20 protein-coding genes and 1 pseudogene are annotated in these 26,011 nt (G+C 64.0%); 13 read left to right on the top strand and 8 right to left on the bottom strand.

Translation table 11 applies throughout. The features are described from left to right. Positions 1-27: 27 nt before the first annotated feature. The 3 genes from ACYOEI_RS17475 (at position 28) to ACYOEI_RS17465 (ending at position 3,688) form a co-directional block, all read left to right on the top strand. Positions 28-1,257, top strand: coding sequence for a heparan-alpha-glucosaminide N-acetyltransferase domain-containing protein (locus ACYOEI_RS17475; RefSeq protein ID WP_462850820.1), 1,230 nt, complete (start codon positions 28-30; stop codon positions 1,255-1,257). 896 nt (positions 1,258-2,153) lie between these two features. Then, positions 2,154-2,402 (top strand): hypothetical protein, encoded by a 249-nt coding sequence (locus ACYOEI_RS17470; protein ID WP_462850819.1) that lies wholly within the window; start codon positions 2,154-2,156, stop codon positions 2,400-2,402. Between the two features lie 197 nt (positions 2,403-2,599). After that, entirely contained in the window at positions 2,600-3,688 is a 1,089-nt protein-coding gene (locus tag ACYOEI_RS17465; RefSeq protein WP_462850818.1) for a DUF1559 domain-containing protein, read from the top strand. A gap of 118 nt (positions 3,689-3,806) precedes the next feature. On the opposite strand, the gene ACYOEI_RS17460 is transcribed toward ACYOEI_RS17465, so the two are convergent. Further along, positions 3,807-4,175, bottom strand: coding sequence for a hypothetical protein (locus ACYOEI_RS17460; RefSeq protein WP_462850817.1), 369 nt, complete (start codon positions 4,173-4,175; stop codon positions 3,807-3,809). A 251-nt stretch (positions 4,176-4,426) separates the two neighbouring features. On the opposite strand from ACYOEI_RS17460, the gene ACYOEI_RS17455 reads away from it, so the two are divergent. Next, complete coding sequence (locus tag ACYOEI_RS17455; protein ID WP_462850816.1) at positions 4,427-4,792, top strand: transposase; 366 nt, start codon at positions 4,427-4,429, stop codon at positions 4,790-4,792. Between the two features lie 55 nt (positions 4,793-4,847). On the opposite strand, the gene ACYOEI_RS17450 is transcribed toward ACYOEI_RS17455, so the two are convergent. From ACYOEI_RS17450 to ACYOEI_RS17435, 4 genes and pseudogenes are all read right to left on the bottom strand, one after another. Further along, a complete protein-coding gene (locus tag ACYOEI_RS17450; protein ID WP_462850815.1) occupies positions 4,848-5,540 on the bottom strand; it encodes an isochorismatase family protein in 693 nt (230 codons plus the stop codon). Between the two features lie 138 nt (positions 5,541-5,678). Continuing rightward, positions 5,679-6,905, bottom strand: coding sequence for an MFS transporter (locus tag ACYOEI_RS17445; RefSeq protein WP_462850814.1), 1,227 nt, complete (start codon positions 6,903-6,905; stop codon positions 5,679-5,681). A gap of 367 nt (positions 6,906-7,272) precedes the next feature. Beyond that, entirely contained in the window at positions 7,273-8,127 is an 855-nt protein-coding gene (locus ACYOEI_RS17440; protein WP_462850813.1) for an isocitrate lyase/PEP mutase family protein, read from the bottom strand. A gap of 91 nt (positions 8,128-8,218) precedes the next feature. After that, positions 8,219-8,839, bottom strand: a pseudogene (locus tag ACYOEI_RS17435) (efflux RND transporter permease subunit); the annotation flags it as partial. Between the two features lie 424 nt (positions 8,840-9,263). Here ACYOEI_RS17435 and ACYOEI_RS17430 point away from each other — a divergent pair. Together ACYOEI_RS17430 and ACYOEI_RS17425 are read left to right on the top strand one after the other, a co-directional pair. After that, entirely contained in the window at positions 9,264-10,223 is a 960-nt protein-coding gene (locus ACYOEI_RS17430; protein WP_462850812.1) for a GlxA family transcriptional regulator, read from the top strand. Positions 10,224-10,499: 276 nt separating this feature from the next. After that, positions 10,500-10,925, top strand: a complete 426-nt coding sequence (locus ACYOEI_RS17425) for an acyl-CoA thioesterase (RefSeq protein WP_462850811.1) — start codon at positions 10,500-10,502, stop codon at positions 10,923-10,925. Here ACYOEI_RS17425 and ACYOEI_RS17420 read toward each other — a convergent pair. Beyond that, a complete protein-coding gene (locus tag ACYOEI_RS17420) occupies positions 10,893-11,375 on the bottom strand; it encodes a hypothetical protein (protein ID WP_462850810.1) in 483 nt (160 codons plus the stop codon). The two genes, ACYOEI_RS17425 and ACYOEI_RS17420, sit on opposite strands and share 33 nt — an antisense overlap. A gap of 69 nt (positions 11,376-11,444) precedes the next feature. Then, a complete protein-coding gene (locus ACYOEI_RS17415) occupies positions 11,445-12,389 on the bottom strand; it encodes a serine hydrolase (RefSeq protein WP_462850809.1) in 945 nt (314 codons plus the stop codon). A 337-nt stretch (positions 12,390-12,726) separates the two neighbouring features. Here ACYOEI_RS17415 and ACYOEI_RS17410 point away from each other — a divergent pair, with 337 nt between their 5' ends. From ACYOEI_RS17410 to ACYOEI_RS17400, 3 genes are all read left to right on the top strand, one after another. Then, complete coding sequence (locus ACYOEI_RS17410; RefSeq protein ID WP_462850808.1) at positions 12,727-13,485, top strand: CvpA family protein; 759 nt, start codon at positions 12,727-12,729, stop codon at positions 13,483-13,485. Next, positions 13,460-13,702 (top strand): RNA-binding S4 domain-containing protein, encoded by a 243-nt coding sequence (locus ACYOEI_RS17405; protein WP_462850807.1) that lies wholly within the window; start codon positions 13,460-13,462, stop codon positions 13,700-13,702. The genes ACYOEI_RS17410 and ACYOEI_RS17405 overlap by 26 nt, the downstream gene beginning before the upstream one ends. A 419-nt stretch (positions 13,703-14,121) precedes the next feature. Continuing rightward, a complete protein-coding gene (locus ACYOEI_RS17400) occupies positions 14,122-15,492 on the top strand; it encodes a 6-phosphofructokinase (RefSeq protein ID WP_462850806.1) in 1,371 nt (456 codons plus the stop codon). 215 nt (positions 15,493-15,707) lie between these two features. On the opposite strand, the gene ACYOEI_RS17395 is transcribed toward ACYOEI_RS17400, so the two are convergent. Continuing rightward, on the bottom strand, positions 15,708-16,661 hold the full coding sequence (locus ACYOEI_RS17395; RefSeq protein ID WP_462850805.1) for an SGNH/GDSL hydrolase family protein: 954 nt from the start codon (positions 16,659-16,661) through the stop codon (positions 15,708-15,710). Between the two features lie 325 nt (positions 16,662-16,986). Here ACYOEI_RS17395 and ACYOEI_RS17390 point away from each other — a divergent pair, with 325 nt between their 5' ends. The 4 genes from ACYOEI_RS17390 to ACYOEI_RS17375 all read left to right on the top strand — a co-directional run bounded on the left by ACYOEI_RS17390 (position 16,987) and on the right by ACYOEI_RS17375 (position 26,005). Beyond that, on the top strand, positions 16,987-17,604 hold the full coding sequence (locus ACYOEI_RS17390; protein ID WP_462850804.1) for a sigma-70 family RNA polymerase sigma factor: 618 nt from the start codon (positions 16,987-16,989) through the stop codon (positions 17,602-17,604). Further along, positions 17,594-20,908, top strand: a complete 3,315-nt coding sequence (locus tag ACYOEI_RS17385) for a protein kinase domain-containing protein (protein ID WP_462850803.1) — start codon at positions 17,594-17,596, stop codon at positions 20,906-20,908. The genes ACYOEI_RS17390 and ACYOEI_RS17385 overlap by 11 nt, the downstream gene beginning before the upstream one ends. 620 nt (positions 20,909-21,528) lie before the next feature. After that, complete coding sequence (locus ACYOEI_RS17380) at positions 21,529-22,122, top strand: ECF-type sigma factor (protein ID WP_462850802.1); 594 nt, start codon at positions 21,529-21,531, stop codon at positions 22,120-22,122. Positions 22,123-22,471: 349 nt separating this feature from the next. Beyond that, positions 22,472-26,005, top strand: a complete 3,534-nt coding sequence (locus ACYOEI_RS17375) for a hypothetical protein (RefSeq protein ID WP_462850801.1) — start codon at positions 22,472-22,474, stop codon at positions 26,003-26,005. Positions 26,006-26,011 lie beyond the last annotated feature (6 nt).

Below are 26,011 nucleotides of genomic sequence, written 5' to 3'. Positions count from 1 at the left end.
GCGACCCTCGCCTTGGAGATTGCCTGAATGAGTACAGCCGAATCCTCATCCCCCGCCCGGATCGTCTCGATGGACCAGTTCCGGGGCTACACCGTGATGGGGATGATCCTGGTCAACTTCGTCGGCGGCCTGTCGGCGATGCACGCGGTGCTGAAGCATCACAATGTCTACTTCAGCTATGCCGACTCGATCATGCCCAGCTTCTTCTTCGCGGCCGGGTTTTCTTACCGGCTGACGATGCTCAGGCGCCTGCCCCAGCTCGGGGCGTTCGGGGCCTACCGTCGCGTCTTCGTCCGAGGGCTGGCCCTCGTGCTGATCTCGGTGATGATGTACGGCTTCGGCAACAAGTTCTCGCACTGGCAGGAGATGGACTCGGAACACATCCGAGACTTCATCGCCCGGGTCATCAAGGCCGACCTCTGGGAGGTGCTCGCGATCATCGGGGTGACGCAGATCGTCCTGATCCCCTTCATTGCGCTCGGGACTCGGGGGCGTGCCCTGACCTTGCTCGCCTTCCTCGCGATCCACGTGGTGATCTCCGACTGGTTCAACTTCGCGTTCGTCCACGGGAAGCCGAACTGGCTGAGCGACTACTGGGGGATCGCGAAGACGACCGCCTGGGACGGCGGTTGCTTCGGCCTGCTCTCCTGGGGGGCGATCATGCTGGGGGGGACCCTGGCCTACGACCTGATGACCTCCGAGGCGCCGGCCCGTGCCTCGCGCAAGCTGCTCGGGTGGGGCGTGGGCCTGATGGTGCTCGCCTACGCACTCTCCTGCCTCACGACCCTCTACAACGTGGAGCCGGGCACGTCGACCGACGGTGAGAAGCTGGCGGTGTCCCCCGTCCGCCCTCCGCTCGGCAAGATCGCGGGCCGATCGCTGGCGTCCCTGCTCGCCGAGCCCCCGTTCGTCGAGCCGCCCCCGCCGGAGCTCCGCCAGCACAACTACTGGATGATGAACAAGCGGGTCGTCTCGCTGCCGTTTACCCTCTTCGCGCTCGGCTTCGCCGCGGCCCTCTACGCGGTCTTCGTCGTGGCCTGCGACGTCGGTGGGATGCACGTGGGGGCGTTCCGAACGTTCGGCCAGAATCCGCTCGCCACGTACGTCATCCACCACTCGGTCGAGGTCTCGTTGCTGAACCTGGTCCCCGGCGACTCGCCGCTTTGGTGGTGTCTTGTGGGGGTGGCAACGTTCTACGCGATCAACTACCTCTTCGTCCGTTCACTCGAGAAAAACCGGATCTTCATCAGGCTTTGATCACTCCACCTATGGTGATGGACTGTCGGTGCGGAGAGGTCCATTTCGACGGGTACAGAAGGGGCCATTTGCGGGGGGCATCAGCACCCGGATTTCTCGGAGACGTGGGTGGGCCATTCCCTCTCCAAGTCGAATTGGCAGTCGAGGTTGGAGTGCTTCGTCGGCGATGCCGATAGGTGGGGAAAAGGTCCGCAATTGAGGCCCCTCTGCAACGTCGTCGGCAACTCCGGAGAAAATCGAGTCAGGCATGCAGGGAACCCCTTGTCTGCGACTCGACCGTCTCGAATAGTAACATGGCCGTGATCGAGAATTGGTAAAACCAGGTAAGTTCGTCGAGCCACGTTTCTCGCCCCTCCTCGGAGGGGCGGAAGACCCTCTGGCCTCCCCCCCTCGCGACCGATCCCCTCCCCCCCGACTCGAGACTCGTCCATGCCCCTTCGACGTGAACACGTCTTGGGGCAGGATCTTTTTGGTTTGCGCTTCCCCCCCCAAAAACAGTGCCGAGCAAGCGGCACGACGAGCCTTCGGGCGACGATGCCGCACGCCGAACCTCCCGGGTTCCGGCGCAGATCGACGTCCGTTCATTGAAAACTATGTGAATAAAATAATCAAAGCGTTTGCTTGATTTTGGTCTTGCTACCGGAGAGCGATATCGGTAGGGTCACAGATCTCGAAATGTTGCGAACGTGCGGTGCTCACCCGGCCTGTCTTCGGCACGGCCGGGGCTGCGTCGCCCCCCGCGACATTTGGGAATGTGGCCCCCAGGGGACCCATTCCGAATTTTTTGGGATTTCCGCAAAGTCGTCCCGGTCTTGCGGGGGTCGATGACGCTAACTTCAATGTTAGCGGGGTCGATTCCGACCCCTTGCATTCCTTGACGACGGAGTCAATTCGCCATGAAGACACATGGTTGCGCTCGCCGTCCGTTCATGCTGCGCGTGGCGTTCGTTGCCGTCCTCGGCGCCGTCGTGATCCTCCCCGGTTGTGGCTCGTCCGAGCCCTCCCCCACGACCACGCCCGGCGAAGTCGCCGAGGCTCCCCCCGCGAAGGGGACGAAGGGAAAGGCGAAGAAGGTCCGGGTTTCGTCGCGTCGCGAACGCGTGCGAGAGGTGCGCGAGAAGGCGGCGGCCACCGCGGGCGGGTAATCGCATCTCCCGCCGGGTCGCCGAGGCTCGTCCTTCGGCCAACTCCCGCTGCCACCGTAGGGACGTAGCATATCTCCCCCCCCACGCTGCTCTGAGCGATCGCCGTCCTGCGTCTTCCCCCACGCGCAGTCGGCCGACTTCCCCCCATGGTTCTTCGTTCTTGTCACGACTCATACGAGTCCTGTGGAGGATGCCTCATGCCTTCCGTCATCGAGAGCAAGAAGCCCGCGCGGGGCTTCACCCTGATCGAATTGTTGGTGGTGATCGCGATTATCGCGGTGCTGATCGCGCTGCTCCTTCCCGCCGTCCAGGCGGCGCGCGAGGCGGCCCGGCGTGCCCAGTGCGTGAACAACCTCAAGCAGCTCGCCCTGGCGTGCCACAACTATGAGAGCGCCAATGGTAGCTTCCCCATGGGGCGCAACGTCCAGGCCTACATCAGCACCTCCGGCAGCCTCCAGACCTACGCCGACGGCTGGGGGATGATGGCAGCCATCCTCAACTACACCGAGCAGCAGCCGCTCTACAACGCGATCAACATCACCCTCGGCCCCTACCAGATCCGCAATAGCACCTTCTGCGGGACGGGGATCTCCACCCTTTGGTGCCCGTCCGACGGCGCGATCCAGGGCCTGCGCTTCTTCGAGCAGAGCGCCGGCTGGGACGGCACCACGATCGGCATCTGCTACTCCGACTACGCAGGCCTCGTCGGGACGTTTGCCGCAACCGCGAGCCAGACGAACACGACGGTCCTCCCCGCGGAGCAGGGGATGTTCCCCGACACCGGGACGCCGAACTTCCGCGGTGGCCCAAGCCAGGGCCCGACCACGATCGCGAGCGTGACCGACGGCACCAGCAACACCATGCTCTTCGGCGAGCGGGCCCAGGGCAAGCTCAGCAAGGTCGGCTGCACCGCCTCCGGCGGCTGTAACTTCGAAGGGAGCGGCTGGTGGGCCGACTCCGACTTCGGCGACACCACCATCTCGACCAACTACCCGATGAACATGCCCCAGGGCGACCTCCAGACCCAGGGCAACAGCTGCGAGCCCACGAGCATGTTCCCCCTCTCGGCGTCGAGCTTCCACTCCGGCGGCTGCAACTTCGCGTTCGCCGACGGCTCGGTCAAATTCATCAAGAACACGGTCTCGACCTGGAACGCCAACCTCGTCCAGAAGGACACGAACTGCATGCCGATCATCATCCCGGGGAACCCCGCGACGATGCAAGGCGTCTACCAGTCCCTCTCGACCCGGAACGGCGGCGAAGTGATCAGCGCCGATGCTTTCTGATAAATGGATCTATTGATAACTTTATGTTATTCGGCCGGTGTGCAGGGCAAGTGTGCCCCGCATGCCGGCCGTTTCGTTAGATTCACGGTCGGCGGTCACGGGCGAGGGAGCGTGCGGTTTAAGATCCCGTGAACCCGAGCGCCGGATGGCCTTGGGAGTCGGCTTCCGGCCGGATTCGGGTCGCGCGTGAAGGGCTGTCGAAGTCGATGGAGACGACCTCGGCGATGGCTCCTCCCTTGTTGAGCAGGCCAGCAACCTCGGGGTCGGAGGCAACGGCCTGAGTTAGCACAAAGTCGACGCCCCGAGCATGGTCGAGGACACGCCACACTCGCCGAGCTGTTGTGCCGAAGTCGTCGAGCTGGTCGTTAACGTTCGCGGCGAGAGCCGATCCGCGGTCGACGCCGATCATCAACCGCAACGCCCGGGTTGCCTCGTCGTCGGATAACCGGCCGGACAACGTCGATGCCGTCCGGACGGGGGCCGTCACGTCGCCGATCGTCGGCTGCCCTTGGAAGAAGGCACGTCGGACTCGTCGCTTGCGGGAGATCCGGAGATCGGTCGATCATCTCCCCGTCGGCGAGGTCGTCCTGTACGTCGATGAAGTCGACATCCATCTCAATCCCAAGATCGGACCCGACTGGATGAAGCGGGGCCGACAGAAGGAGGTCTTGACCCCCGGGTGCAACCGGAAGTGCTCTCTCGCCGGTGCCTGGGATCCCGTGGCCCACCGACTGATCTATGTCGAGGGAGAGCGAAAGGACAGCCTACTTACTGTCCTTGGAACTGCTGCACAAGTTGGCCACGAAGGTCTATCCGAACGCCGAGCGGATTCATGTGATCCTCGACAACTACGGCATCCACGACAGTTTGCAGGTACGCCTGGCGTTGAAGTCCCCCGCGGCGGAGAAGTCGAGGCTCCACTTCTTGCTGCCTTACTGCCCTGATCACAATCGGATCGAGAGCATCTGGAAGGACTTGCACGACAACGTCACTCGCAACCACCGCTGCGCGACGATGGCGGAATTGATGGTAGAAATGCGAAGTTACCTCGCGGCACGAAACCGACGTGGTCGTCACACCTATGCCAAGGCGAATGTCGCATGACCCCGCGCGTCCCGGAATTCGACAAGGCGATTTAGCCGAACCCGACCGTGTTGAGTTAGGAGGAAGCCGCGGCTTTCATGCGATTCACGGCCTCTTCGGTGGTCCATACCGCGTTGGCGATGTACCGGTAGTTGACCATGGCCGCGGCGTAAGCATCTCCCTCGTCATTCCGCCCGGCGGCGACAGCGTCGCGCACCATCGCGACCTCGAATCCTTCCTCGGCGATGTCGCGCATGTGCCCTTCGAGGCAGAGATTGCCTACCGGGCCTGCCATGATCACCTTTTCGATGCGTCGCATGCGGAGCTGTTTGATCACGTCGTTCGTCCGGGCCGACAGGCCCTTATGGGGTGATGTGTTGCATGTTTTCCCGTCCTGCAAGTATTTTCGGTATCTCTCCGGAAAATCGGCCCCCGAGCCCGCGAAGCCGTCCAGGCTCAGGGGATCCTTTCGCAGGACAAAACCGACCTGCACGAGGTAATCCGCGATCGCGCCGCCGGGAGCAACCCACTGGCCATCGGTCGGGTAGTAGTAGTGGGGGGAGTGGATGACGGGGAATCCATACTCCTTGGCGCATCGCAGGAGTTCTTCCAGGTGATCGTGGACTTTGTGTGCTTTCAGGCTCTCCTCGATCAAGGGGTAATAGGTTCCACCTTCCGTCAGGAACTCGTTCTGGATGTCCGCGAGGAACAACGCGGTGTGGCCCTTGTCGAGTTGCATCTCAGGATTGCGATGCGTGAACGTGAACATGCGAAAATCATCCTTCCTCGGGTCGACGAGTTGTTGAACCTGGGCCTCCGGCATTGGCTCCGATCACGACCGAGTTTCCGTACCCGGAGTCGGGACTTCACCCTTCGCGAGACGAGTGATGGTGGCGATGACCTTGCGCTACTTTCGCGTAGCTAGGGCGAGCAACCCGAGGCAGACGCCACCGAAACAGACGGCCGCCCACCCGCCCGTCGCCCACAGCATGCCCGAGACCGCCGAGCCGATGGCGCCGCCGATGAAGAACACTCCCACGAAGATGGCATTGATGCGCCCGCGTGCCTCCGGCCTCAATTGATTGATGAGATATCGTCCCACCGTCTGATCACCGAGCACGCCCATATCGAGCATCAAGGCACTGAATCCGAGCCCGACCAGGATCAGATGGTTCGGCCCCGGGACGGCGAGTCCGCTCAGCGCCGCCAGGCCGAACCCGGCCATGAGCGTGACATGGGCGATCGTGGTGACACGTGTTCCTAGTCCCCGGTCAGCCAGGCGGCCGGCCAACGGTGTGACGAATGCGCCGCCTGCACCGACCAGTGCAAAGACACCGATCCCCCACGGGCTGAGCTCGAGCGGCGTCCCTTGGAGGACGTAGACGATCGTCGTCCAGTAGAAGTTGAACGCCGCCATGACGATTGCGGCGGAGATCGAGCGTTGCCGCAAAACGGGTTCGTTCTTGAACAAGTCCCAAAGCGATCCAATGAGCTGGGGATAGGCGGACGTCTGCACCGGCCGGCGCTCGGGAAGGCTCAACGCCAACGTCGTCGCCAGCAAGGCCATCGAAGTGGCGCTGGCGACGTAGTACGCCTTCCATCCCCATGTCCCGGCGAGGACGCTGGCGATCGGACGCGACAGCAGGATCCCGATCATCAGGCCGCTCATGATGTCCCCGAGCACCCGACCCCTATGCTCGGGCTCGGTCATCGCGGCGGCGGCCGGCATGAGCACCTGGTTGGCCGAGCATGCCGCACCCAGGATGAACAGGAGGGCGAAGAGGGAACCGGCGCCAGGGGCGAGTACGATCCCCGCCGCGGCCAGGGTCGCTACGCCGAGCATCGAGACCACCAGCCGACGAGTCTCGACGAGGTCGGACAGCGGGACGAGGAAGAAGAGGCCCATCGCATAACCCAAGAGGGGGATCATCGCGATCAACCCGCCCGAGGCCTCTCGCAGGCCGAACGATGCAGCCATCCGACCAATCAGGATCTGTGGGGCGAAGACATTCGTGATGATCACGCCCACGGAGAGGGCAAAGAGCGCAACCGGGACTCGACGCGGTGCGGTCGCCCCCGCTCGAGCCTCGGTCGCGGATCGTCCATTCGCTGACTTGGTCCGGGTGGCCGCCAAGACCTCCGGCCTCGTCTCGCCTTTCGTACAAGCGTCATCCACAACGTCCTCCGCTTCTCCTCGTCGAGGAGGTGATTCGCTCTCGTGCTTTCTGTATCGCGTCGAGCGTGCTTCGGGAAATGACAAACCGACAGCAGTCCCTGCCAACCTGCGAGCGGTGTCGTCTACGCCAGGGTCTGCTTAGGTGGCGTCAGACGTAGGGCAATTCACCCTCGAATAGGTCGCACGTGTGCGCTGCCTGCATGGCATTAGTCTGGCTCGCAAGGTTGTTGAGGTGTTCGTGCCCCTCAGGGGTCACGAGGGTTGAAGTACGCCCTGTTTGACAAGATTTACGGATGTGTCGATCGAAGTCCGCTCCGGCGAGCGATCAGACCGCGTCGGTCGCTTGTCCGATCTTCCGATGGAGCATGCCAAAATCGATCGCCGAGGAGGTGGAAGGCTTCTCGCCGGTGCCCGTCGCCAGGTCGCCGGACAGGAGTTCGGTCGCGGCCTGGGCCAGGTTGCCCATGACGCGTGTGTAGAGCGCGACGCCGAGGCTCAGCCGCTTGACGCCGGCCGCCTGGACTTCGGCCCAGGGCGAGGCCCCTTGCATGGTCCCCACGACGAGGTTCACCGGCTTCGGCGCGACGGCACGCACGATGGCGCGGACGGCGTCCATGTCGTTCGGAAACGGCGCGAAGAGGACGTCGGCGCCGACTTCGGCGAAGGCCACGAGACGCCTGATCGTGTCGTCGAGGTCTGGCCGGCCCTGGAGGAAGTTGTCCGTGCGGCCGGTGAGCAGGATGCGGCCCTTGGCAACCTTGGAGGCGGCCTCCACCCTGGCCACGGCCTTGTCGAAGTCGTGGATCGGCCGATCGGGGTTGGCGGTGGTGTCCTCGATGCCGACGCCGGCCAGCCCTGCGGCGATCGCCGCCTCGACGGTCTCCGCGACATCGCTCGGCTCGGGGCCGAAGCCGTCCTCGAGGTCGCCGTTCACGGGAAGGCCGGTGACCCGGATCAGGAGCCGAGCGTTGGCCAGGTGCTCGTCGCGGCTGACCGCGTGCCGTCCATCCAAACGGCCGAGCGACAGGGCGAGCGCCGCCGACGAAGTACCGAGTGCCTCGAAGCCCGCGTCCTTCATCAGGAGGGCGGACGCGCCGTCCCAAGGGTTCGGCATGATGAAACCTCCCGGCCTCTCGTGCAGGGAGCGGAAGCGTTCATAGAGTTCTGGTTGACTGGGCATTCTGCAACTCCATTCATGGTTTCGAGCGTTTGAGACATTCCGACTTAGGCTTCGCCCCGGCTTTCACGAGCCGTTGATTCTTGGTCGTGATTCATGAGGTTTCCCTGGCCCTGCGCTTATGGATGATGGTGTAGAAGGCCGGCGTAAACACGAGGCCGAAGACGGTCACGCCGAGCATCCCGGAGAACACCGCGGTCCCGAGGGATTGACGCATCTCCGAGCCCGCCCCGGTCGCGACCGCGAGCGGGGCCACGCCCGCGATGAAGGCGAGCGAGGTCATCAGGATCGGGCGGAGGCGCGTCCGCGCGGAGTACACCGCCGCTTCCTCGGCGGTATCGCCCTCGTTGTCCTGCCTGTGTTTCGCGAACTCGACGATCAGGATCGCGTTCTTGGCGGCCAATCCCAGGAGCACCACGAACCCGATCTGGGCCAGGATGTCGATCGGCAGGCTCCGGGCGTCGAGGCCGAAAGCCGACGCGAGCAGGCACATGGGCACGATCAGCAAGATCGCCAGCGGCGTCTTCCAACTCTCGTATTGGGCGGCGAGCACGAGGAAGACAAACAGGCCGGAGACCGCGAAGATGACGAGCGTCGGGATGCCCTGCTTCTCCTGCTGGAAGGCCAGGTCGGTCCACTCCGTTGCGATGCCGTTGGGGAGCACTTCGCGGGCGATCTCGGTGATACGCGTCATCGCCGTTCCCGAGGCGACCCCGGTTAGCACCATCCTCATCGCGATACCTGCCGAGGTAAGGCTCTCGGTCAGGATTTCCGTCGCGTCAGGCATCCCATACTCCCGGTTCGGCGGTTGTCGGCGATCGGGTTTCTTCGCGTCGGGCGACCTACGCCCGGGATGGCCGGGAGGACAGGAGCGGGTCGCTCGACATGGTCACGTCCGTCGTGCGGACCTCGTCCAAAAATGGCCCCGTCACCTCACTTGGACGATCTCTCGATCGATGCCGTAATTATCATCACCTGGGCACCGATCACGAGTGACAAACAGGCAGCAAATCTTGCCATGTCTGCATCCGCCCATCTTGCTCCCTTCCCATCAGTGTTTTTCCAAGCTTTAATGGCGATGAGGCAGCAAATCCTGCCAAGAATTCGCCGAGTTCGTGGTGATACGGGAGGGCCTTGGCGTGGCCAAGCGGAGCGTGGTGCTTGTCGGTTTCGAAGGGGCGTTCGCCCTCGACCTCGTGGGACCGTGGGAGGTGTTCGCCATGGCCGGGCCCGAACATTATTCGCTGAGGATCGTCACGCTGGGCGGGGGCCCGTTCGGTTCCAGCTCGGGGGCACGGCTCGAGGCGCATGCCGCGCTGGAGCGTGTGCGAGGCCCTATCGACACCCTGCTCGTGTCCGGCGGCGATGGGGTCTTCACCGCGGCTTCCGACCCGGTCTTCCTCGGCCAGGTGAAGAGGTTGGCCGCGACCGCCCGTCGAGTCGGCTCGGTCTGCACCGGCGCCTTCGCCCTGGCGGCGGCGGGCCTCCTGGACGGCCGCAAGGCGACGACTCACTGGGCTTACTGCGAGCGCATGGCCCGCGAGTACCCTCGGGTATCCGTCGACCCGGATCCGATCTTCGTCAAGCAGGGGAATGTCTATACGTCGGCGGGAGTCACCGCCGGCATGGACCTGGCGCTCGCCCTGGTGGAGGAGGACCTCGGCCCGGCATCGGCGATGCACGCGGCCCGACAACTCGTGCTGTTCGTCCGCCGGCCCGGGGGGCAGGCGCAATTCTCCGCGGCGCTCGCACTGCAGGCGGCCGACCGGCAGCCGCTCCGTGACCTGCAGGCGTGGATCGCGGATAACCCGGGGGCCGACCTCGCGGTCGCGGCGCTCGCCACCCGGGTCCATATGAGCCCTCGGAACTTCGCCAGGGCCTTCACACTGGAGGTTGGGACCACTCCGGCCCGCTATGTCGAGCGAGTGCGGGTCGAGGCCGCTCGGCGGCGGCTCGAGGAGTCCGACGACGGACAGGAGCGCGTGGCGGCGCTTTGCGGATTCGGCAGCAGCAACTCCATGAGGCGCTCGTTTCAGCGTCTACTCGGAGTGCCTCCGGCAGACTATCGGGCTCGATTCCAGTCGAAGCCCGCGACTTGAAGACCTCGCGAACGGCCCGGACTTGGCTCGATCGCCGGGCTTCGAGAAAGGTGTTCGGCGGCGTGCCTGTCCGGCCGCTTGGCGGAGTGGCCCGAGGTTCGACGGAATCCGGCCTTCTCAGCGAGCGGCCGAGACGCTATAGCCGGGGGATGAGTCGAGGGGAATCGCCCGAAGGGCGACCGCACCGGGCCGCCTGGCCAGGTGGTGCCGGTTGTTGTCGCGTCGAGGCGTTCCCTTCGCCCGCTCTCTTGTTCAGGCCCCGGAGGTTGTCGAGCGATGTCGGAGAGCCACGAGATTCAGGTCCGAGTCCGGTATGCCGAGACCGATCGCATGGGGCTGCTGCACCACGCCAACTACCTGGTCTACTTCGAGATGGGGCGGACGGAATTGCTCCGACGTAGCGGCGTCTCTTACCGCGACATCGAGGACTCGGGCCACCTGCTCGTCGTCGTCGACATCGGCTGCAAGTTCAAGCGGCCCGCGTACTACGACGACCTGCTCACGCTCCGGACGACCGTGTCTCGTGTGACGCACGTCAAGATCGTCCATGCCTATCAGGTCCTTCGCGACGGCGTCGTCCTCGCCGAGGGGCATTCGACCTTGGCCTGCGTCGACCGCGAGGGGAGGCCGCAGGCGCTCCCGGAGCTCCTCAAGCCGGCCGAGCCGGGGTCAGCCCTCCTTGACCGGCTTCCCGAAGAATGACTCGGCCTCGGCCACGATCGCGTTCAAGGACGCCTGGGCCTCGTCCTCGGGGATGCCGATCAATTCGCGGGCGAGGTCGAGCTTGCGGTGCTCGTCCTCGGTGACCACGCGGTCGGCGACCGCCTGTCTGATGAGCAGGAGGAATTCCTCGCGTTGGCTGTTGTCGACCCAGGAGGTGTCGAGCTCCAGGGCCTTCGCCTCGAGCATCAGGTCGGGCCACTCGGGGCTAGACTCGGGGAGTCGTTCGAGGACCCGTTTCATCTTCTTATGCCATTGGGTGCGGTCGAAGTCGCTGGTGGGGTGCGGAGGCACGGCCGGCCCGCCGTCGTCGGCTCCCGACTCTCCGAAGAGCCCTGCGGACTCGAGAACGAGCCCGCCCGACGACGAGGTCTCCGAGCCGTCAGGGTGTGTGCCGGGCAGGATGCGTCGCAGGGACTCGAAGAAACTCATCGGATCCTCCTCAAGGCTGGTCGGTCGTTCGTGACGGGTCGACGAAGTCGCCCGAGTCCTGGTTCATGTTCAAGGCTTCGGGGCCTTGTCCGTCGGGGACGTCGTCCCCTCGGTCTTCGACCCGAAATGGTCGTAGACGGCGCGGGCGATCTCGGCACAGAGGCGGTTGCCCGCGTTCTCGGTCGTGTAGCGGTGGTCCTCGTTTTTGTCGGTCATCACGCAAAGCACGACCGGCCCCGCGGGGCAGTCGATGATCCCGGCGGCCGTCCGCGACGCGTCGACGCTCCCGGTTTTGAACGCGATCTTCGTGCCAGGAGGGAGGAACCTTGGGAATTTGTCTTTGTCGTCGCAGTCACGCAGGTGCTTGAGCATCGCCTCGCTCGCCTCTTCGCTGACGATCTCGTGCTTATGAAGCGCCTCGCAGAGCCGGATCATCTCGGAGGCGGTCGTGCTGCCGAGGCCGAACTGCTTGCTCCGCTCGGGGAAGACCGAGGTGTCGCGTCGGTAGACCTTGGAATGGATCTTGGTGTTCGGGTAACCCATCGTTTCCATGGTCGCGGCCGTCGAGCCGATGCCGATCTTGTCGAGCACGAGATTCGTGGCGGTATTGTCCGAGAAGGCGATCATCAGGTGGACGGCGTCGAGGAGGGGGAAGGTCGCCCCTTCCGAAAAATGCGAGGTGAGGATCCCCGAGCCGGGGACCTTGTCCGAGTCCTTGAGCGTGACCGGCGCCTTGAGGTCGACCGACTTCGCGGCCGCCTGACGGTAGGCTTCGATCATGACCGGGAACTTGATCAGGCTGGCCGTCGGCATCGGGTCGTCCTGATGCTCGAAGAAGGTCTCACCGCTCTTCAGGTTCTTGACCGCCACGGCCACCTTCCCCTTGTGCGCGTCGATCAGGGGACGTAACCGGGCCTCGAGCGTCGGCTCGGCCCCGTGCGCCGGCAGGCCGAGGGCGACGAGGGAGGCGATCGCTCCGATCCGGCCGAACGGGGCTTTGAGGAAGGACGGCATCGTGTGGGATCTCGTGGGGCCGATTCGGGATGATTCAAAATCCTCTTGCATATCGAGGATTGTCTCAGATCCCTCGGGGCTCTCCAAGGTCCCTCCCAAGCGAGACGAGACAGGGGGCGGCTCCAACTCCCTGGAGATTCATGACATGGGGGCAGGGGAGGGGTTCATTCTCCTGTCGAGTCGCCGGGGCTCCGCGTTGCGGCTGATCACGTCCAGGGGCGTGTGGGCATGACGCGAAAACATCCCTTTCCGCTTGGGGGCGGGTCGGCTACGATACGCGCGGGCCGAGGAAGGTCGGCCCGAAGTCGAGCGATGTTCCACAGCAGGGAGGTCAGGGATGACTTACTACGACGTGGCGATGGCGGCCGTGGTGATCGCCGGGATGATCTGGGGTGCCTGGCGAGGGATCACCTGGCAAGTGGCGAGCCTCGCCTCCTTGGTGCTCGGCTACACGGTGGCGCAGCCCCTCTCGGTCCAACTGGCCCCGAAGTTCCCGGGCGAGCCCGTCGTGGCTCGGGCCCTGGCGATGTTGACGATCTATGCGGCGGTCTCTTGCGGGGTGTTCCTGGTCGCCTGGGCGATCCGGGCGACGTTGCGGGCGCTCCAGTTCGAGGCGTTCGACCGGCATCTCGGGATGGTCCTGGGGGGCCTCGAAGGGGCCATCCTCGGCCTGGTGGCGACCTTCTTCGTGGCCAGCCTGGCCCCGCAGACGCGTGGGCCGATCTTCTCGAGCCCGTCGGGGCGCGTCGTCGGCCAGGTCATGGTCGCCCTCGGGCCGGTCCTGCCCGCCGAGGCCCGAACCGAACTCGCCCGATTCTGGAACGACTCGACGGACGACGATGGCCCCGAGGTCGAGCCCCGGTCCAAGCCCGAGTCTCGAGCGAGGTCGGATTCGCAGGAGGTTGCCTCGAGCAAGCCTCGACGCCCCTTCGGCGGGTCGAAGTCCCGGGACGACTCCGTGAGCTCGACGAGCCTGCAAGACCTCATCGAGACGCAAGGGGCGAAGATCGGCCGCGCGGTCGTCGAGACGGCCGAGAAGGAACTGGAAGCCTCGGGGATCGGGGGGACGAATGGACGACCGGCTGAACGTCGGTGAGCGTGAAATCAACCTGACCCAGGTCCTCAAGCTCGCCGGCTGGGTCGGAAACGGTGGCGAGGCCAAGGCCTTCATCTCTGAAGGCCTTGTTCGTGTTAATGGCGAGGTCGAGCTCCGCAAGCGCCGGAAGATGGCGATCGGCGACCGGGTCGAGCTCGAAGACGGCCCCTCGCTGGTGCTCGTCTCGGAGCCTTCCCCTTCCCCTGAGGGAGATTGAGGCGAAGAATAAGGGTGAGCCATGGATCCCCGGCGTCCCTCCAGGGCCGGGGTCCTGGCACGCTCGCCCCGGATGCCTCTCGACGGCTTTTGCCAAGTGTGGCGAGATGTCCTGGTCCGTGGACGTCGCCGGTCCGCGCAATGGATTGCTCGTCGCGGACGAGGCGAATGTGTTTGTTTTAAAAAGTTAGCGTGTTTTTAGTCGTTGATTGGTAAGCACGTCCACGGTCCGAGCCCCCCTTCTATTCCTGCCGGGTTGGCGGATCGAACTCGGGTCCGATAGAATCCCCGGGACGTCTCCTCGTCCCGGAGCCGGACGGCGGCCCTGACGGGCGAGACGCCACGGCGGCCCCTCTCCACGCCGCGCGTCCGGCATTCGCGTGCTCGTTTCGATCGGCGTACCGAAGGGGGACGAAATCGATGAAGCGGATCGGCATCCTGACCGCGGGCGGGGATACTCCGGCGCTCAACGCGACGATCGCGGGGGCGGTCGAGCGGGCGAACCAGGCCCGCGTGGAGGTCTACGGCATCATCAAAGGGTTCAGCGGCCTGCTCAACCCCCAGGTGCCGCACGTCCACCTGAACCCCCTCTTCCAGGCGATCCCCGAGCTCGATCCCACCCGGGGCGGGACCATCCTGGGCGCCTCGCGCGACTACGTCGATGGTGAGGACACCGAGACGATCGCCCGCGTCGCCGAGCGGCTCCAACAACTCAAGGTCGACGGCCTGGTCTGCGTCGGCGGGGACGGCACGCTCAACGGCATGCAGCCCCTCAGCCGGTACCTGCCGGTCGCCCTCGCGCCCAAGACGATCGACAACGACCTCGGGCTGAACTACCCCGACGAGGCGACCGAGTGGCGCCGGCAGCCCGACCCGCGGCCCAAGGGCTACGTCTACAAGAAGGAGCCCGAGCGGGCCTTCGCCCTCGACGAGATGGTGAACTCGGCGACCCCCGGATATGCCACGGCGGTTTTCGTCTCGTCGCTCAACGTCCAGCGCATCCGGACGACGGCCGAGAGCCACCGCCGGGTCGCCATCATCGAGGTGATGGGACGCGACTGCGGCATGATCGCGCTCGGGACCGCTTACGGTCAGCCCGACCTCATCCTGATCCCCGAGTCTCCCGTCGAACCGGGCCCCCTGGTGGATCGAGTCCTCGCGATCCTGGACAAGCAGAAGCACGCCGTCATCTGCGTCTCGGAAGGGATCGTCGACGTCGAGGGTCGGATCCTCGGCTCCGTCACCGCGAGCAAGGACCCGGCCGGCAACACCCAGTACACCGGGGCCGCCGAGGCCGTCAAGCGGATCCTCGTCGAGCAGATCGGCGACGCCTTCTTCACCCGGAAGCGCCGCAACGAGAGCGCCGACGCGGCCATCTTCGTCCGGAAGATCGGGCACACCCAGCGCGGCGGACGGCCGATCCAGTTCGACCGGTTCTATGCCTCGCAGCTCGGCGGGAAGGCCGTCGACCTCCTGCTCGACGGCTACCACAACTGTGTTTCCACGCTCCAGTATCGCGACGGCGGCTTTGCCCTCGACAGCATCGACGCCAGCAAGCTTCGCGACCCCTGGGGCACCATCCACGCCCGGCCCCTCTCGCCCAGCCTGTATGACCCCAAGCGGTTCCAGCCCTCCCCCAAGGGGATCGAATACCTCCGCAGCATCTTCAACAACGCCCTCGGGGTCGACGACGTCGAATGCCAGCGGAACATCTTCGACACGGGGAACCTCACCCACCCGTATGACTCGGTAAACGTTGATATCAATAAGCGAATTATGAGGATCGCTTAGTTTGTCGGCCGAGTATTCGGCCTTCTGCATGCGAGCCCGAAACGACGACGAGAGCCTCCCTGGGGATCATCCAGGACGATGCTCTCGTCGGCGTTCCGGGCTCGTTTGGATTGCCGAGAAAGGCGGAGAAGTTCTGCGGATCCAGCGGGGAGGGTTTCCAGGTCCCGGATGTCTTCGGTGCCGACGGGTTCAAGCGGCGTCGCAGACCGCAAGAATCACCGGACAACGACCCCACCCGACGACGCGACACGGCGCCTGCGGTAAGGGAAACGGCCCGCGGCGATCCACCCGAGGATCCCGGCCCCGATCAAGACGCTACTGGGTTCGGGAACGGTCTCGATCCGGGAGGCGATGACGGCATAGCCCGCGGCGTTCGGGTGGACGTTGCCGCTGGCGATGTAGGTGTACGATAGCTCGTGACCCAGGAAGGGCGCGTAGGTGTCGACGTATTTGGCTCCGAACGTGGCGGCCTCGCCCGCAATCAGCGCGTTCAACGCCTTGATCGCGGGGTCCGCGATCCGACCGATCGCGCTCGTCGGGTCGGCATTGAAGGGGTTATGATATCCGAGTATAATCAGATTTACGTTGGGAAGCAGGGTGTTCAACTCGGTGAGGAGGGCCTTGTCGTTCGCGGCGATCATGGCGAGGCCCTGCCCGATCGCGGCCTGTTGCTGGTCGAGGGGCATGTTCAGGAAACCCGGGGTGCCCAACGCGGCGAGCAGGTCGTTCGCACCGATCTGGATCGTGACGGTGTTGATCTCATGCCCCGAGGCCTTTTCGGCGGCGATCGTGGAGAGCATCAGGCTGTTCTGCGACTGGCTCGAGCCCGAATAGTTTAGGTTCCATTGCGAGCCAGGATGACCGGGTGTGCCGTCGTTGTTGGCGCCGCCGTTGAAGAATGTCGAGGACGTTTCTCCGTCGGCGGCGAGGTTGATGACATGGGGGCGGACGCCACCGTTGGACTGGGCTAGAGAGTCGGCATAGAGCGAGACGTAGCCACGATCGCCGTTCGAAGGGTTCGCCGAGAAGTCGGTCTCACCGAAGGCCATCGAATCCCCCAGGGCAAGATAGTCCCCGATTTTCGCGGCGGACGCCGAGGGGAAGGGGCCCAGGGGGATGAGGGCGAAAACAAACGCGGTCATGACACAGCGGCGGGTCATCGTGACCATGATGGGGACTACTCCTTTTTTTCGGGCTCTCGCATCGGGATGGGAGGAAGGACCGTCGAAGATTTGTCCCTACGGTTTTGCGAGGCGATTGCCAACCGCGCCCGCCTTCCATCGGGTTAAGAACGACGGGCCCGGGAATCGGACGCACCAACTTGAGTTTCTTCCCGATTTTTCCAAAGAAATGGGCACGCTCGCAGAAATTCGAGGTTTCCGGTCGAGACGTGAACAAAGAAATCTTGTATGGGATCGAGCGATTTTTTCTAATGCACGCGGATTTGTCTTGAGCGTTCGCGCATCCGGATACCCCCACGGAGCAAGCGACCTTGTGACTGTCTTCCCAAGCGACGCTGGATTCAACCTGGACCTCGAGGCGGCTCGCTGCGGAGACGTCGACGCTCAAGGGCGTGTGCTGGAGTCGTGCCGGGACTACTTGCGGGCGATCGCCGGCCGGGGGCTGGGAGCCGACCTGGCCGTCAAGGTGGGGGCCTCCGACCTGGTGCAAGAAACCCTGGTCGGGGCTCATTTCGACTTCACTCAATTCCGCGGTCATACGCGCGAGGCGCTGCTGGCCTGGCTCAGGGTGATCTTGCACAACCGCCTTGGTTTCGTCGCGCGGCATTATCGCGGCACGGAGAAACGCCGGCTGGACCGAGAGATCCCGAGCGGGGATCCGACCGCCGGTGGGCTCTGGAATGCTTTGCTTTCGAACTCCTCGACACCAGGTGGGCGTCTCGATCGCCGGGAGAGTGCGGACTCGCTCTTCGTCGCCCTCGAAAGGCTCCCGGAGGATTACCGACGCGTGGTCGTCTGGCGGCAGTACGACGAAATCGGCTTCGAGGAGATCGGCACGCGACTGGGTCGCTCCGCAGAGGCCGCACGCAAGATTTGGTCGCGTGCCTTGATGCGCCTTTCGGAGGAACTCTCTCCCCACCATGAACCCTGACGACGATCCCTCGGAGGCCGAAGACTGGCAAATCGACGCTCTCGTGGCCTTCGACGAGGCGCTGGCGGCCGGTCGTGCTTCCGAGCCTCCCTGTGAGCCGGGGTCTCCTCTTTATGCCGTCCATGAGTGTCAGCGGCTGCTGGAGCGCATCTGGCCCCGGGGCACGTCCAGGCCGCCGGAGCTGCCGCGGCGGTTTGGGAGATTTCTCCTCCACAGCGAGCTCGGGCGCGGGGGATTCGGGGTCGTGTACCTGGCGACCGACACCGTCCTGCAACGCAAGGTCGCGCTCAAGCTGCCTCGCCCCGAGATTGCACTCACGCCGGATTTCCGGCGCCGGTTCCTCCGCGAAGGGGAGGCGGCCTCGCGGCTCGATCATCCCCATATCGTCCCCATTTTTGAGATCGGCGAAGAGGGGGCGGTCTGTTACATCGCCTCGGCCTACTGCGAAGGGATCACGCTTGCCGAGTGGCTCCGACGACGATCAACGCCGTTGCCGGCCCCACTCGCGGCGGATCTCCTCGCGAAGCTCGCCCTCGCCGTGGGGCATGCGCACGACCGGAGCATCCTGCACCGCGACCTCAAGCCGAGAAATGTTTTGCTTCACGGTTCTTGGACCGAGGCGTCTCCCGAACCGGTTGCGGCGGGCTTCGTCCCTCGGATCTGCGACTTCGGCCTGGCCAAGATCCTCGACCAGGAAGGCGACGACACCTGCTCCGGCATCGCGATCGGCTCACCCGCTTACATGGCCCCGGAACAAGCCGCCGGTCGTTCGAGAGAGATCAGCCCGGGCACGGATGTTTATGCGCTTGGGGTGATTCTCTACGAACTCTTGACGGGCCGGACGCCATTCCAAGGAGAGACGGTCCTCGAAACGTTGAGGCACGTTTCTGAAGGCGAGCCGCCGCCACTCCGTTCGCTCCGGCCCGGAGTCCCCCGCGACCTCGACACGATTTGCATGAAATGCCTGGAAAGGCGTCCGGACCGGCGTTATCGTGACGGTTCGGACCTGGCCGACGACCTCGGCCGCTTCCTCGCAGCGAGGCCCATCCGGGCGCAACCCGCGTCGGGATGGACCCATCTCGAAAAATGGATCCGGCGCCGGCCAGCTCACGCCGCGCTCGCGGGCCTTCTCCTCGCCACGTTGATCGCGTCCATGGTCGGTCTGGCCTGGTCCGGCGCGAGGGAAAAGCGTTACAACACGAACCTTCGCCAGGCCCTCGAGAAGACCCGGGAGAGCGAGCAACGGGCCCAACGGCTCTATTCTTCGGGACGGATTCGCCTGGCGCAGCTTTCCTACGACGTGGGGAAGGTCGAGATCGCTGCGGACATCCTCGACGACGTCCGAGGCGAACCCGGTCGGCCCGACCCTCGGACTTTCGCCTGGTCCTACCTCGATCGACTGCGTCGTCGGCAACTCCCGCGCATCCTGAAGCTTCCCGGCGGCGTCACCGCATCCGCACTCTCCGCCGACGGCCGATTCGCCGCGCTCGGCGACGACAAAGGAGAGATCCGGATCTGGGACATGGCCGTCGAAAGGGTCCGCTTGCTGCAGAGCTCCCAATTCGACGGGGTCCGTCATCTCGAATTCTCGCCGGACGGCCGAACGCTTGCGGCGGGAGATGCTCAGAAAACCGAGCTCTGGGACCTCGGCTCCGATGAGCGCTGGGCAGCCGGCGCCTCTCAGATTGGGCGGTCGGACCTCCTTCGCTTTGACGCGTCCGGCACAACGTTGACCACCGTCCGGGCGAAGGACGATCCCGACGGAGCCATGGTCCGGGTGTGGACGCTCGAGCCCCGGAACAAGCGAGCCACACTCCGGGCGTCCTACGCACGAGACCGGCTCCAGAACAATCCGCGTTCCGGAGACCCTTTTGGGGAAGGTGAGGGGGGGCCTCTTGGTGGCGGCCGGCTATCGCGTGCTCGGGACGCCGCCCTGTCACCGGACGGCCGGATCCTGTCCCAACTCGACGCCGATGGCACGATCCGGCTCGTCGACACGCGCGACGCCCTTATGATCGCCATCGGTCGGCGGGCCGACGATACGGTGACCTTCGTGCCGCTCACGCTTCGGAACACGGCACTCCCACCGGCCGAGGTCCACCGAATCGGCGAGCATGTCCAACGTCTGTCCGGTCGTCCGCAGGTCCGTTGTCTCGGCGAGGATCGGGCCGTGCATACGGCGGTTTTCTCGCCCGATGGGGCATCGCTGGCCCTTTACGCGAGCAAGGCCGACCAATTTTTCGGTGAGATCGCCGTGGTCGATGCGGCAAGCGGAGAGCGTCGCGCCACGTACACGCTGGGTGACCATACCGCCAACCAGGGGATCGAGCTTCACTTCACGCCCGACGGCCGTGCGATCCTCATCACGGGCGACTTCCCCAGGGCCCTCTTATGGCAATGGGCACCGCCTCCAGAACCTCCGTCGCCCTCTGGGCACGAGCGCGAGGTCTGGAGAGTCGCCTATTCTCCCGATGGTCGAATGCTCGCCTCCAGTAGCGATGATCACTGCATCAAGCTTTGGAACACAACAACCGGGAAACTCGAGCGGACGTTGATTGGCCACACGGCACTTGTCGCGGACGTCGCGTTCTCCCCGGATGGCAGCCAGCTTGCGTCCGCCAGCTTCGACCGGACGGTCGCCCTCTGGGACGTCGTCGAGGGCAAGCGCACGGTCGTCCTGGAAGGACACACGCAATACGTCCGGACCGTGGCATTCTCCCCCGACGGCAAGTTGGTGGCATCGGCGGGGAACGACGGTACGGTTCGCCTCTGGGATGCCGTCGAAAGACGCGCCCTCGGTGGTCCTCTCGAGGGCCGTAGCTCTTTGATCGTGTACTCCGTCGCATTCTCGCCCGATGGTCGTGTCCTGGGTTCGGGAGGTGACGATGGCACGATCCGGCTTTGGGATCTGAATGCAGGACGCCGCCTTAAGGAGATCCCCTCGGAAAAGCGCATCCAATCGCTCGCCTTCTCGCCAGGCGGGAGCACACTCGCAACGTCGACCGCGACCGGAATCATCACGCTCTGGGATCCGACCAACGGCGTCTCGCGTCCTCCGCTCCTCGGTCATTCCCTGGAAGTCCTCGGCCTCGCCTTCAGCCCCGATGGGCGGACCCTCGCGTCGGCGGGGCGTGATGGGACGGTCCGCCTCTGGGACCCGGCCACCGGCCAGGAGTTACTGACGCTTCAAGGGCACAAGCACAGGGTCCACGCCGTTGCGTTCTCCCCTGACGGGGCTACTCTGGCCTCTGGCAGTTTCGATGGGGTGATCAAACTCTGGAGGACCGCCAAGGGGCCGAACTGAAGCCGGCGCGGGCCCGTCCAGCCCCATGGATTCGCCCCGAGTCGCGGGCAAACCGCTCGGATGGGTCGGCTTCGAGATCGGTGATCGCCAAGCCGAAGTGGATGCCAGTCGGAGTTCGGTACATCGCAAACGACGCGCTAAGGATTGGGGGATAGGCGACGACTCCTCGACTGCGATATCATAGGGTCTTATCCCTTACCCCCCGGGAACTCCGCGATGAATCCCACCGGCACGAGCGACGGCATCGAGCCTCCTTTATCCGTCGTCCCGAGCGAGAACGGCCCCCACATCGACGTTCTGTTGGGACCGCGTTCCAAGCAAAGGAAGGCATGGAGCCACTCCGCCTTCACGCTCGACCGAGGCGAAGTGCGAGGCCCGCACCTTGCCCTCGCATCGAAACCTCTCGAAGCCGAACTCTGCTAGGCGGATGGTGGCGGGGATCAACCGGCGAGCCGATTTCTCCGTTTCACTTGCCCTGATCTTGCTCTTCACGCCGTATCTCTCGGCCCGGGCCAGTACTTCGGGACGAGCTCTACCGTCTCCTGGATTCGGCCCTGACGACGGCTATCCTTGCCCTGGCAGGCGGCACGGACTTCGGGGTTTTGAGGCGACTCACTGCCATGAACGACGTAACTCAGGCCCTCTCGGCGATCGAGCAGGGCGACTCCAGGGCGGCCGAACTCCTCCTCCCGTTGGTCTATGATGAGTTGCGAAAACGTGCCGCTCAAATGCTCTCGCGCGAGAAACCCGGGCAAACGCTCCAGGCGACGGCCCTGGTCCATGACGCCTATCTGCGGCTGCTGGGAAATGCGGAGCTGAGTTGGGACAGTCGCGGTCACTTCTTCGCCGCCGCGGCCGAATCCATGAGGCGCATCCTCGTCGAGATCGCCCGACGCAAGCAGTCGGAGAAGCATGGCGGCAAACTTGTTCGTCGTGACCTCGGGCGGTTCGAACTCGGGGCCGAGGCTCGGACGGAAGATCTCCTCGCCCTCGACGATGCCCTGGCGAAGTTGGAGGCCCAGGATCCTGCCAAGGCCCGACTGGTGAAACTTCGCTACTTCGCCGGACTCACGGTTGAGGAGGCAGCCCAGGCCCTCGGTATCTCTCGCGCAACAGCCGACCGCCACTGGCATTACGCCAAGGTCTGGCTCTACAGCGAGTTGCAGGATGTGGATGATCTCCGCCCTCAATTAGGAAAATCGAACGGGCCGTGAGGCGCGCGGGGTTGGTTTCTCGCATTGCGATGTCGTGCGGATGCCGAGTCGGTGATGTCCGGTTCTGACAGCGATCCCGCTCGAATGGATCGTTGACAACGACCTCGCCATGCGAGTGCTTCGCGGTGCATACCGAATCGGTGTGCATGTCGTGGCTCGCTTGTTGACTCGGCTCGTTCGATGCCTCGCCGGGTCGCAGTTTGTCGGTTCCTTTGCGGTGACGGTACCGGCACGCGAACTCCCGCCGACAACCCGAGCCCTCGCTTCCGCTGAGCGGCATCGAGGTGGGACGAGAAGAACGTTATCCCCACCTACGTGACTCCATCCCCCCCCATGGAATGAAATCACCATGTCGCGAGTCGAGTGCATCAAACTTCGGAGGAGGACATACCTCGCGAGCGTCGAGGGACTCGAAGGCCGGTCCCTGATGGCGGCAGGCGTCAGTGCCACGCTGACGAACAAGAATTTGTCCATCGTCGGAACGGAGTACTCGGACCAGATCCTGCTGTACCAACAAGATGATCGCATCCTCCTCAATGGCAAGGTCGTCGGCACGCTCCCCGGGAAGACCTTGGAGTCGACGTTGTTCGACAAGACGGTCCAGTCGATCACCGTTGACGGTCGCGGCGGCAACGACGCCATTGCCGTCTTGGGGATCAACGTGTCGGCTCTCAAAGGTGGGGTACGGGTCAAGGGCGGGGCGGGCGCCGACGCCATCGCCACGTCGACGGGCGTGGCCCTGGACAAAGACAAGCTCGACCTGAGCATCTCGATCAGCACCCAGTCATTGGAGGCGGTCCGAGGAGGGCTCCTGCCTGGTCTCGTGATCGACCTCAGTGCGATCCAAAGCTGGGACAAGAAGGTTTCCGATGCGAAGGCCACCCACGACCGCACGGTTGCCACATGGAATAAGTGGCAGCGCGACCAGTTGGCTCCCTGGAATGCATTCTTGAGCGATCAGACGAAGACTCGTGATGTTGCCGTGGGCAGCCTGGAGAAGAAACGCAACGGCGACGTCACGCGACTCACGGCCAAGATGGACTCAGCCAAAGCGACGGCAGAGCGGAATCTGGCGAAGTATGGACTTTCGCTCTCGGACATCGGATTTGGGCTATTTCATGTGAAAACCAAAAGTTTCACGGAGTATGCCAATGACGCATCAAAGGCTGGGAAGGATATCGCCCAGGCGGTCGGCGACGGTGTGACTTACGTCACTCAGGCGGCACAGGGCGCCGTCGACAAGGCGAGCAAGGTGGCCAAGGCCGCCGTCAAACAGATCAAGGTCGACCTGGGCAAGAGCCTGTCTTCCGTGAAGGTCCAAATCGATTCGATCGTCAAGCGGGCCAAGGGAGAGATCGATCTGGCCAAGTCCGTTTATGCTTTGGCCAAGAGGATTTTCGATTTCGCCACGGCCGACCTCCAGCGCACCGCCAAGAAGGCCATCGACCAGACCGACGCGGATCTGAACGTCATCACGACCAAGGCGAACGCAGCACGCCAGGAACTTCGACAACAAGTCAACACCTCGAACTACATGGCGGATAGGCTCATCCTCGGCGGCCTGGAGAAGATCGTCACGTGGGGAAATGAGCGCTGGCAGGGTGTCAAGACATGGGGCCCCCAGGCGTGGAAAGACCTCATCAACTATGATCCGCTCCACTGGGTGCAGTGGAGCTCCGGGGCGTCCGCGCGGATCGACAAGATCACCGTCCTTCCGAAGGGAGGAAACAACTATGAGGTCGATGCGGTCTTGACCAAAGCCGATGGGAACCTGAAAGGTATTCGCTGGACCGTCGAACACAATGGGAAGACGCCCAAGTCCGAGTATAAGGGGACGGGCGACGAGCTACTTGGCCCGACTCGCTTTTACTCGGTCGCGTTCGCGGCTCCCGAGGATCGTGTGTACACGATCACCCTCGAGCTGAAGGACAACAACGACCATTGGTACAAGAGCATTTCGAGGGCGATTTCCCTTCCCGTCGCAAGCCCCGTCGTGATTTTCGAGGACTCCAGCGTCAACGACGATGGACGTGGTGGGGCGAGTGGAGGGGGCTCCTCGACGAGCTACGTGATATCCTCGGCCGAACAGAAACGCGGATTTGCTTTGCCCTACGTGTTGGCCTCGGCGGGCGTGTACGACGACCAGAACGGGGACGTCTACCTGGGGGTGGACATGGTCGAAGTTACGGACGAGACCGAAGCGTCGGTCACGTTCGAGAGGCGAGACGCCCAGGACCGGCCCCTCAACCAGGACGGCTACAGCCGAGAAGAATTGACGGCGTGGAAGGCGGTGCTTCAGCAGTACTTGACCGCCAAAGGGACGTCCTACGGCTGGGGGGAAACGTCGATCAAGGAGGAGTACGAATTCTACGAAAAGGAAGGTGCCGACGTCGGAAGCCTGGATGACTATCTCATGAACTGGGCACTTCGATTCGACGACTATTACCAGGCAACGCACGCCGGGGCCGCCGGGCCGCACCCGACCATCGCCAACGTCTTGTACGCCGAACACCTCTTGAGCAGTCCGGACGGCTTCCGGGCGCAGACGATCGCGGCCGCCCCCCTGAAAGGCGATGCGATCACGAAGGGAGTCGCGTTGCCCGCCGAGGTGAAGTCCGCCACGAACGGGCAGAACTGGGCCGCGAGCATCACCGTCAAGGAGGCGGCGCGGAGTAAGCCCGAGGTCATCAAGCTCGATCCCCGTTTGAACGCCGATTTCGTCAAGCAGGTCCGTACGGAACTGAAGGACGTGCAGAAGGGGCTCGACACGTTCCGACAATGGTCGACGGTCTACGTGGCCCAACAGGCGGAGAAGAAGGCCGCAGAGACTCTACGCAAGGTCCGCAACTACGAGGCGATCCGGGGCGTCGGCGAGGCCGCCCGGATGAATCAGAAGGATGCTGAGGCCCTCTTCGGGACATACCCGGGCATCGGTTTCTTCCTGAATGCCGGGAATGCTTACATGTACGCGAAGGAGGGAAGCACGGGCGCGGCCGTGGTGGATGGGGCGTTCGCCCTCCTGGACATCCTCGCCTCGGGCCTCGGGCAGGCCGCCCTCGAGAAGGTCGGGAAACTCGTCCCGTTCGGATCCTCCGGGAAAAACGTGGTTCAGGTCGTGTCGGATGTCGCCCGCGACGAAAAGGCCCTCGCGGGGGGATTCGCGAAGGGCATGAGTGGTCTGAAGACGGAGGCCGCCGAGCTCAAGGCGGCGGGCATGTCTCCGGTCCACGCCAAGGGCCTCCAGAAATATTCCTACACGAACGAAGGGACGATGGTCGTCGCCCGTGCCTCCAACCCGAAGAGTCTGCAATACCAAGGGAAGATCGGCTATCTTCCGAAGCCCGAGGCGCTGAAGCTCAAGACCGACAAGATCACCGGTTTGGTCATGGGGCGACGCTTGAGCGACGGCACTCTCATCGACGCCGTGGGCAACAAGACCAACTATCTCGTGAACGGCAACGGGAAGATCATCAATAACATCATCGGCGACAAAAACTTCGGCAAGGAGACTGCCTTCAGCCTGCTGTTCGGGAGCGACGGCAATGGTTACGTGGTCGACGCGGCCAAGAACAAGTTCTTCGGCGACTACGACCTGATGGGGGTCTATCACCACACACCCGGGACTGCGAACCAGTGGATTATCGACACGACCGAATCGATCATCGCGAACATCAACTCCGCGATGGACTCCGCCTTGAAGATGGTGCAACACGGTACGAATGACGCCTTCTGGAAGGAGCTTGCGGGCGAAGTGAAGCTCGGCAATCCCGACGTCGGGACGACGTTTATCGTCGCCCTGAATGGAAAAGTGGACGTGGTCGACCTCGTCGGCCTGAAGCAGATCTATGAGTCGAAGGGCATCCTGTGGCCACTGGGAAAATAAAAATAC

It is taken from the genome of Singulisphaera rosea, assembly GCF_054877945.1.
The sequence above is the reverse complement of the archived record's forward strand: the minus strand, read 5'-3'. Positions and strand labels throughout refer to the sequence as shown.

Excerpts from the sequence above, each read along its gene's own strand:
- ACYOEI_RS17475 (WP_462850820.1), top strand. The coding sequence starts at position 28 with ATGAGTACAGCCGAATCCTCATCCCCCGCCCGGATCGTCTCGATGGAC.
- ACYOEI_RS17470 (WP_462850819.1), top strand. The coding sequence starts at position 2,154 with ATGAAGACACATGGTTGCGCTCGCCGTCCGTTCATGCTGCGCGTGGCG.
- ACYOEI_RS17465 (WP_462850818.1), top strand. The coding sequence starts at position 2,600 with ATGCCTTCCGTCATCGAGAGCAAGAAGCCCGCGCGGGGCTTCACCCTG.
- ACYOEI_RS17455 (WP_462850816.1), top strand. The coding sequence starts at position 4,427 with ATGTCGAGGGAGAGCGAAAGGACAGCCTACTTACTGTCCTTGGAACTG.
- ACYOEI_RS17450 (WP_462850815.1), bottom strand. The coding sequence starts at position 5,540 with ATGTTCACGTTCACGCATCGCAATCCTGAGATGCAACTCGACAAGGGC.
- ACYOEI_RS17440 (WP_462850813.1), bottom strand. The coding sequence starts at position 8,127 with ATGCCCAGTCAACCAGAACTCTATGAACGCTTCCGCTCCCTGCACGAG.
- ACYOEI_RS17425 (WP_462850811.1), top strand. The coding sequence starts at position 10,500 with ATGTCGGAGAGCCACGAGATTCAGGTCCGAGTCCGGTATGCCGAGACC.
- ACYOEI_RS17420 (WP_462850810.1), bottom strand. The coding sequence starts at position 11,375 with ATGAGTTTCTTCGAGTCCCTGCGACGCATCCTGCCCGGCACACACCCT.
- ACYOEI_RS17415 (WP_462850809.1), bottom strand. The coding sequence starts at position 12,389 with ATGCCGTCCTTCCTCAAAGCCCCGTTCGGCCGGATCGGAGCGATCGCC.
- ACYOEI_RS17410 (WP_462850808.1), top strand. The coding sequence starts at position 12,727 with ATGACTTACTACGACGTGGCGATGGCGGCCGTGGTGATCGCCGGGATG.
- ACYOEI_RS17405 (WP_462850807.1), top strand. The coding sequence starts at position 13,460 with ATGGACGACCGGCTGAACGTCGGTGAGCGTGAAATCAACCTGACCCAG.
- ACYOEI_RS17400 (WP_462850806.1), top strand. The coding sequence starts at position 14,122 with ATGAAGCGGATCGGCATCCTGACCGCGGGCGGGGATACTCCGGCGCTC.
- ACYOEI_RS17395 (WP_462850805.1), bottom strand. The coding sequence starts at position 16,661 with ATGGTCACGATGACCCGCCGCTGTGTCATGACCGCGTTTGTTTTCGCC.
- ACYOEI_RS17385 (WP_462850803.1), top strand. The coding sequence starts at position 17,594 with ATGAACCCTGACGACGATCCCTCGGAGGCCGAAGACTGGCAAATCGAC.
- ACYOEI_RS17380 (WP_462850802.1), top strand. The coding sequence starts at position 21,529 with ATGAACGACGTAACTCAGGCCCTCTCGGCGATCGAGCAGGGCGACTCC.
- ACYOEI_RS17375 (WP_462850801.1), top strand. The coding sequence starts at position 22,472 with ATGTCGCGAGTCGAGTGCATCAAACTTCGGAGGAGGACATACCTCGCG.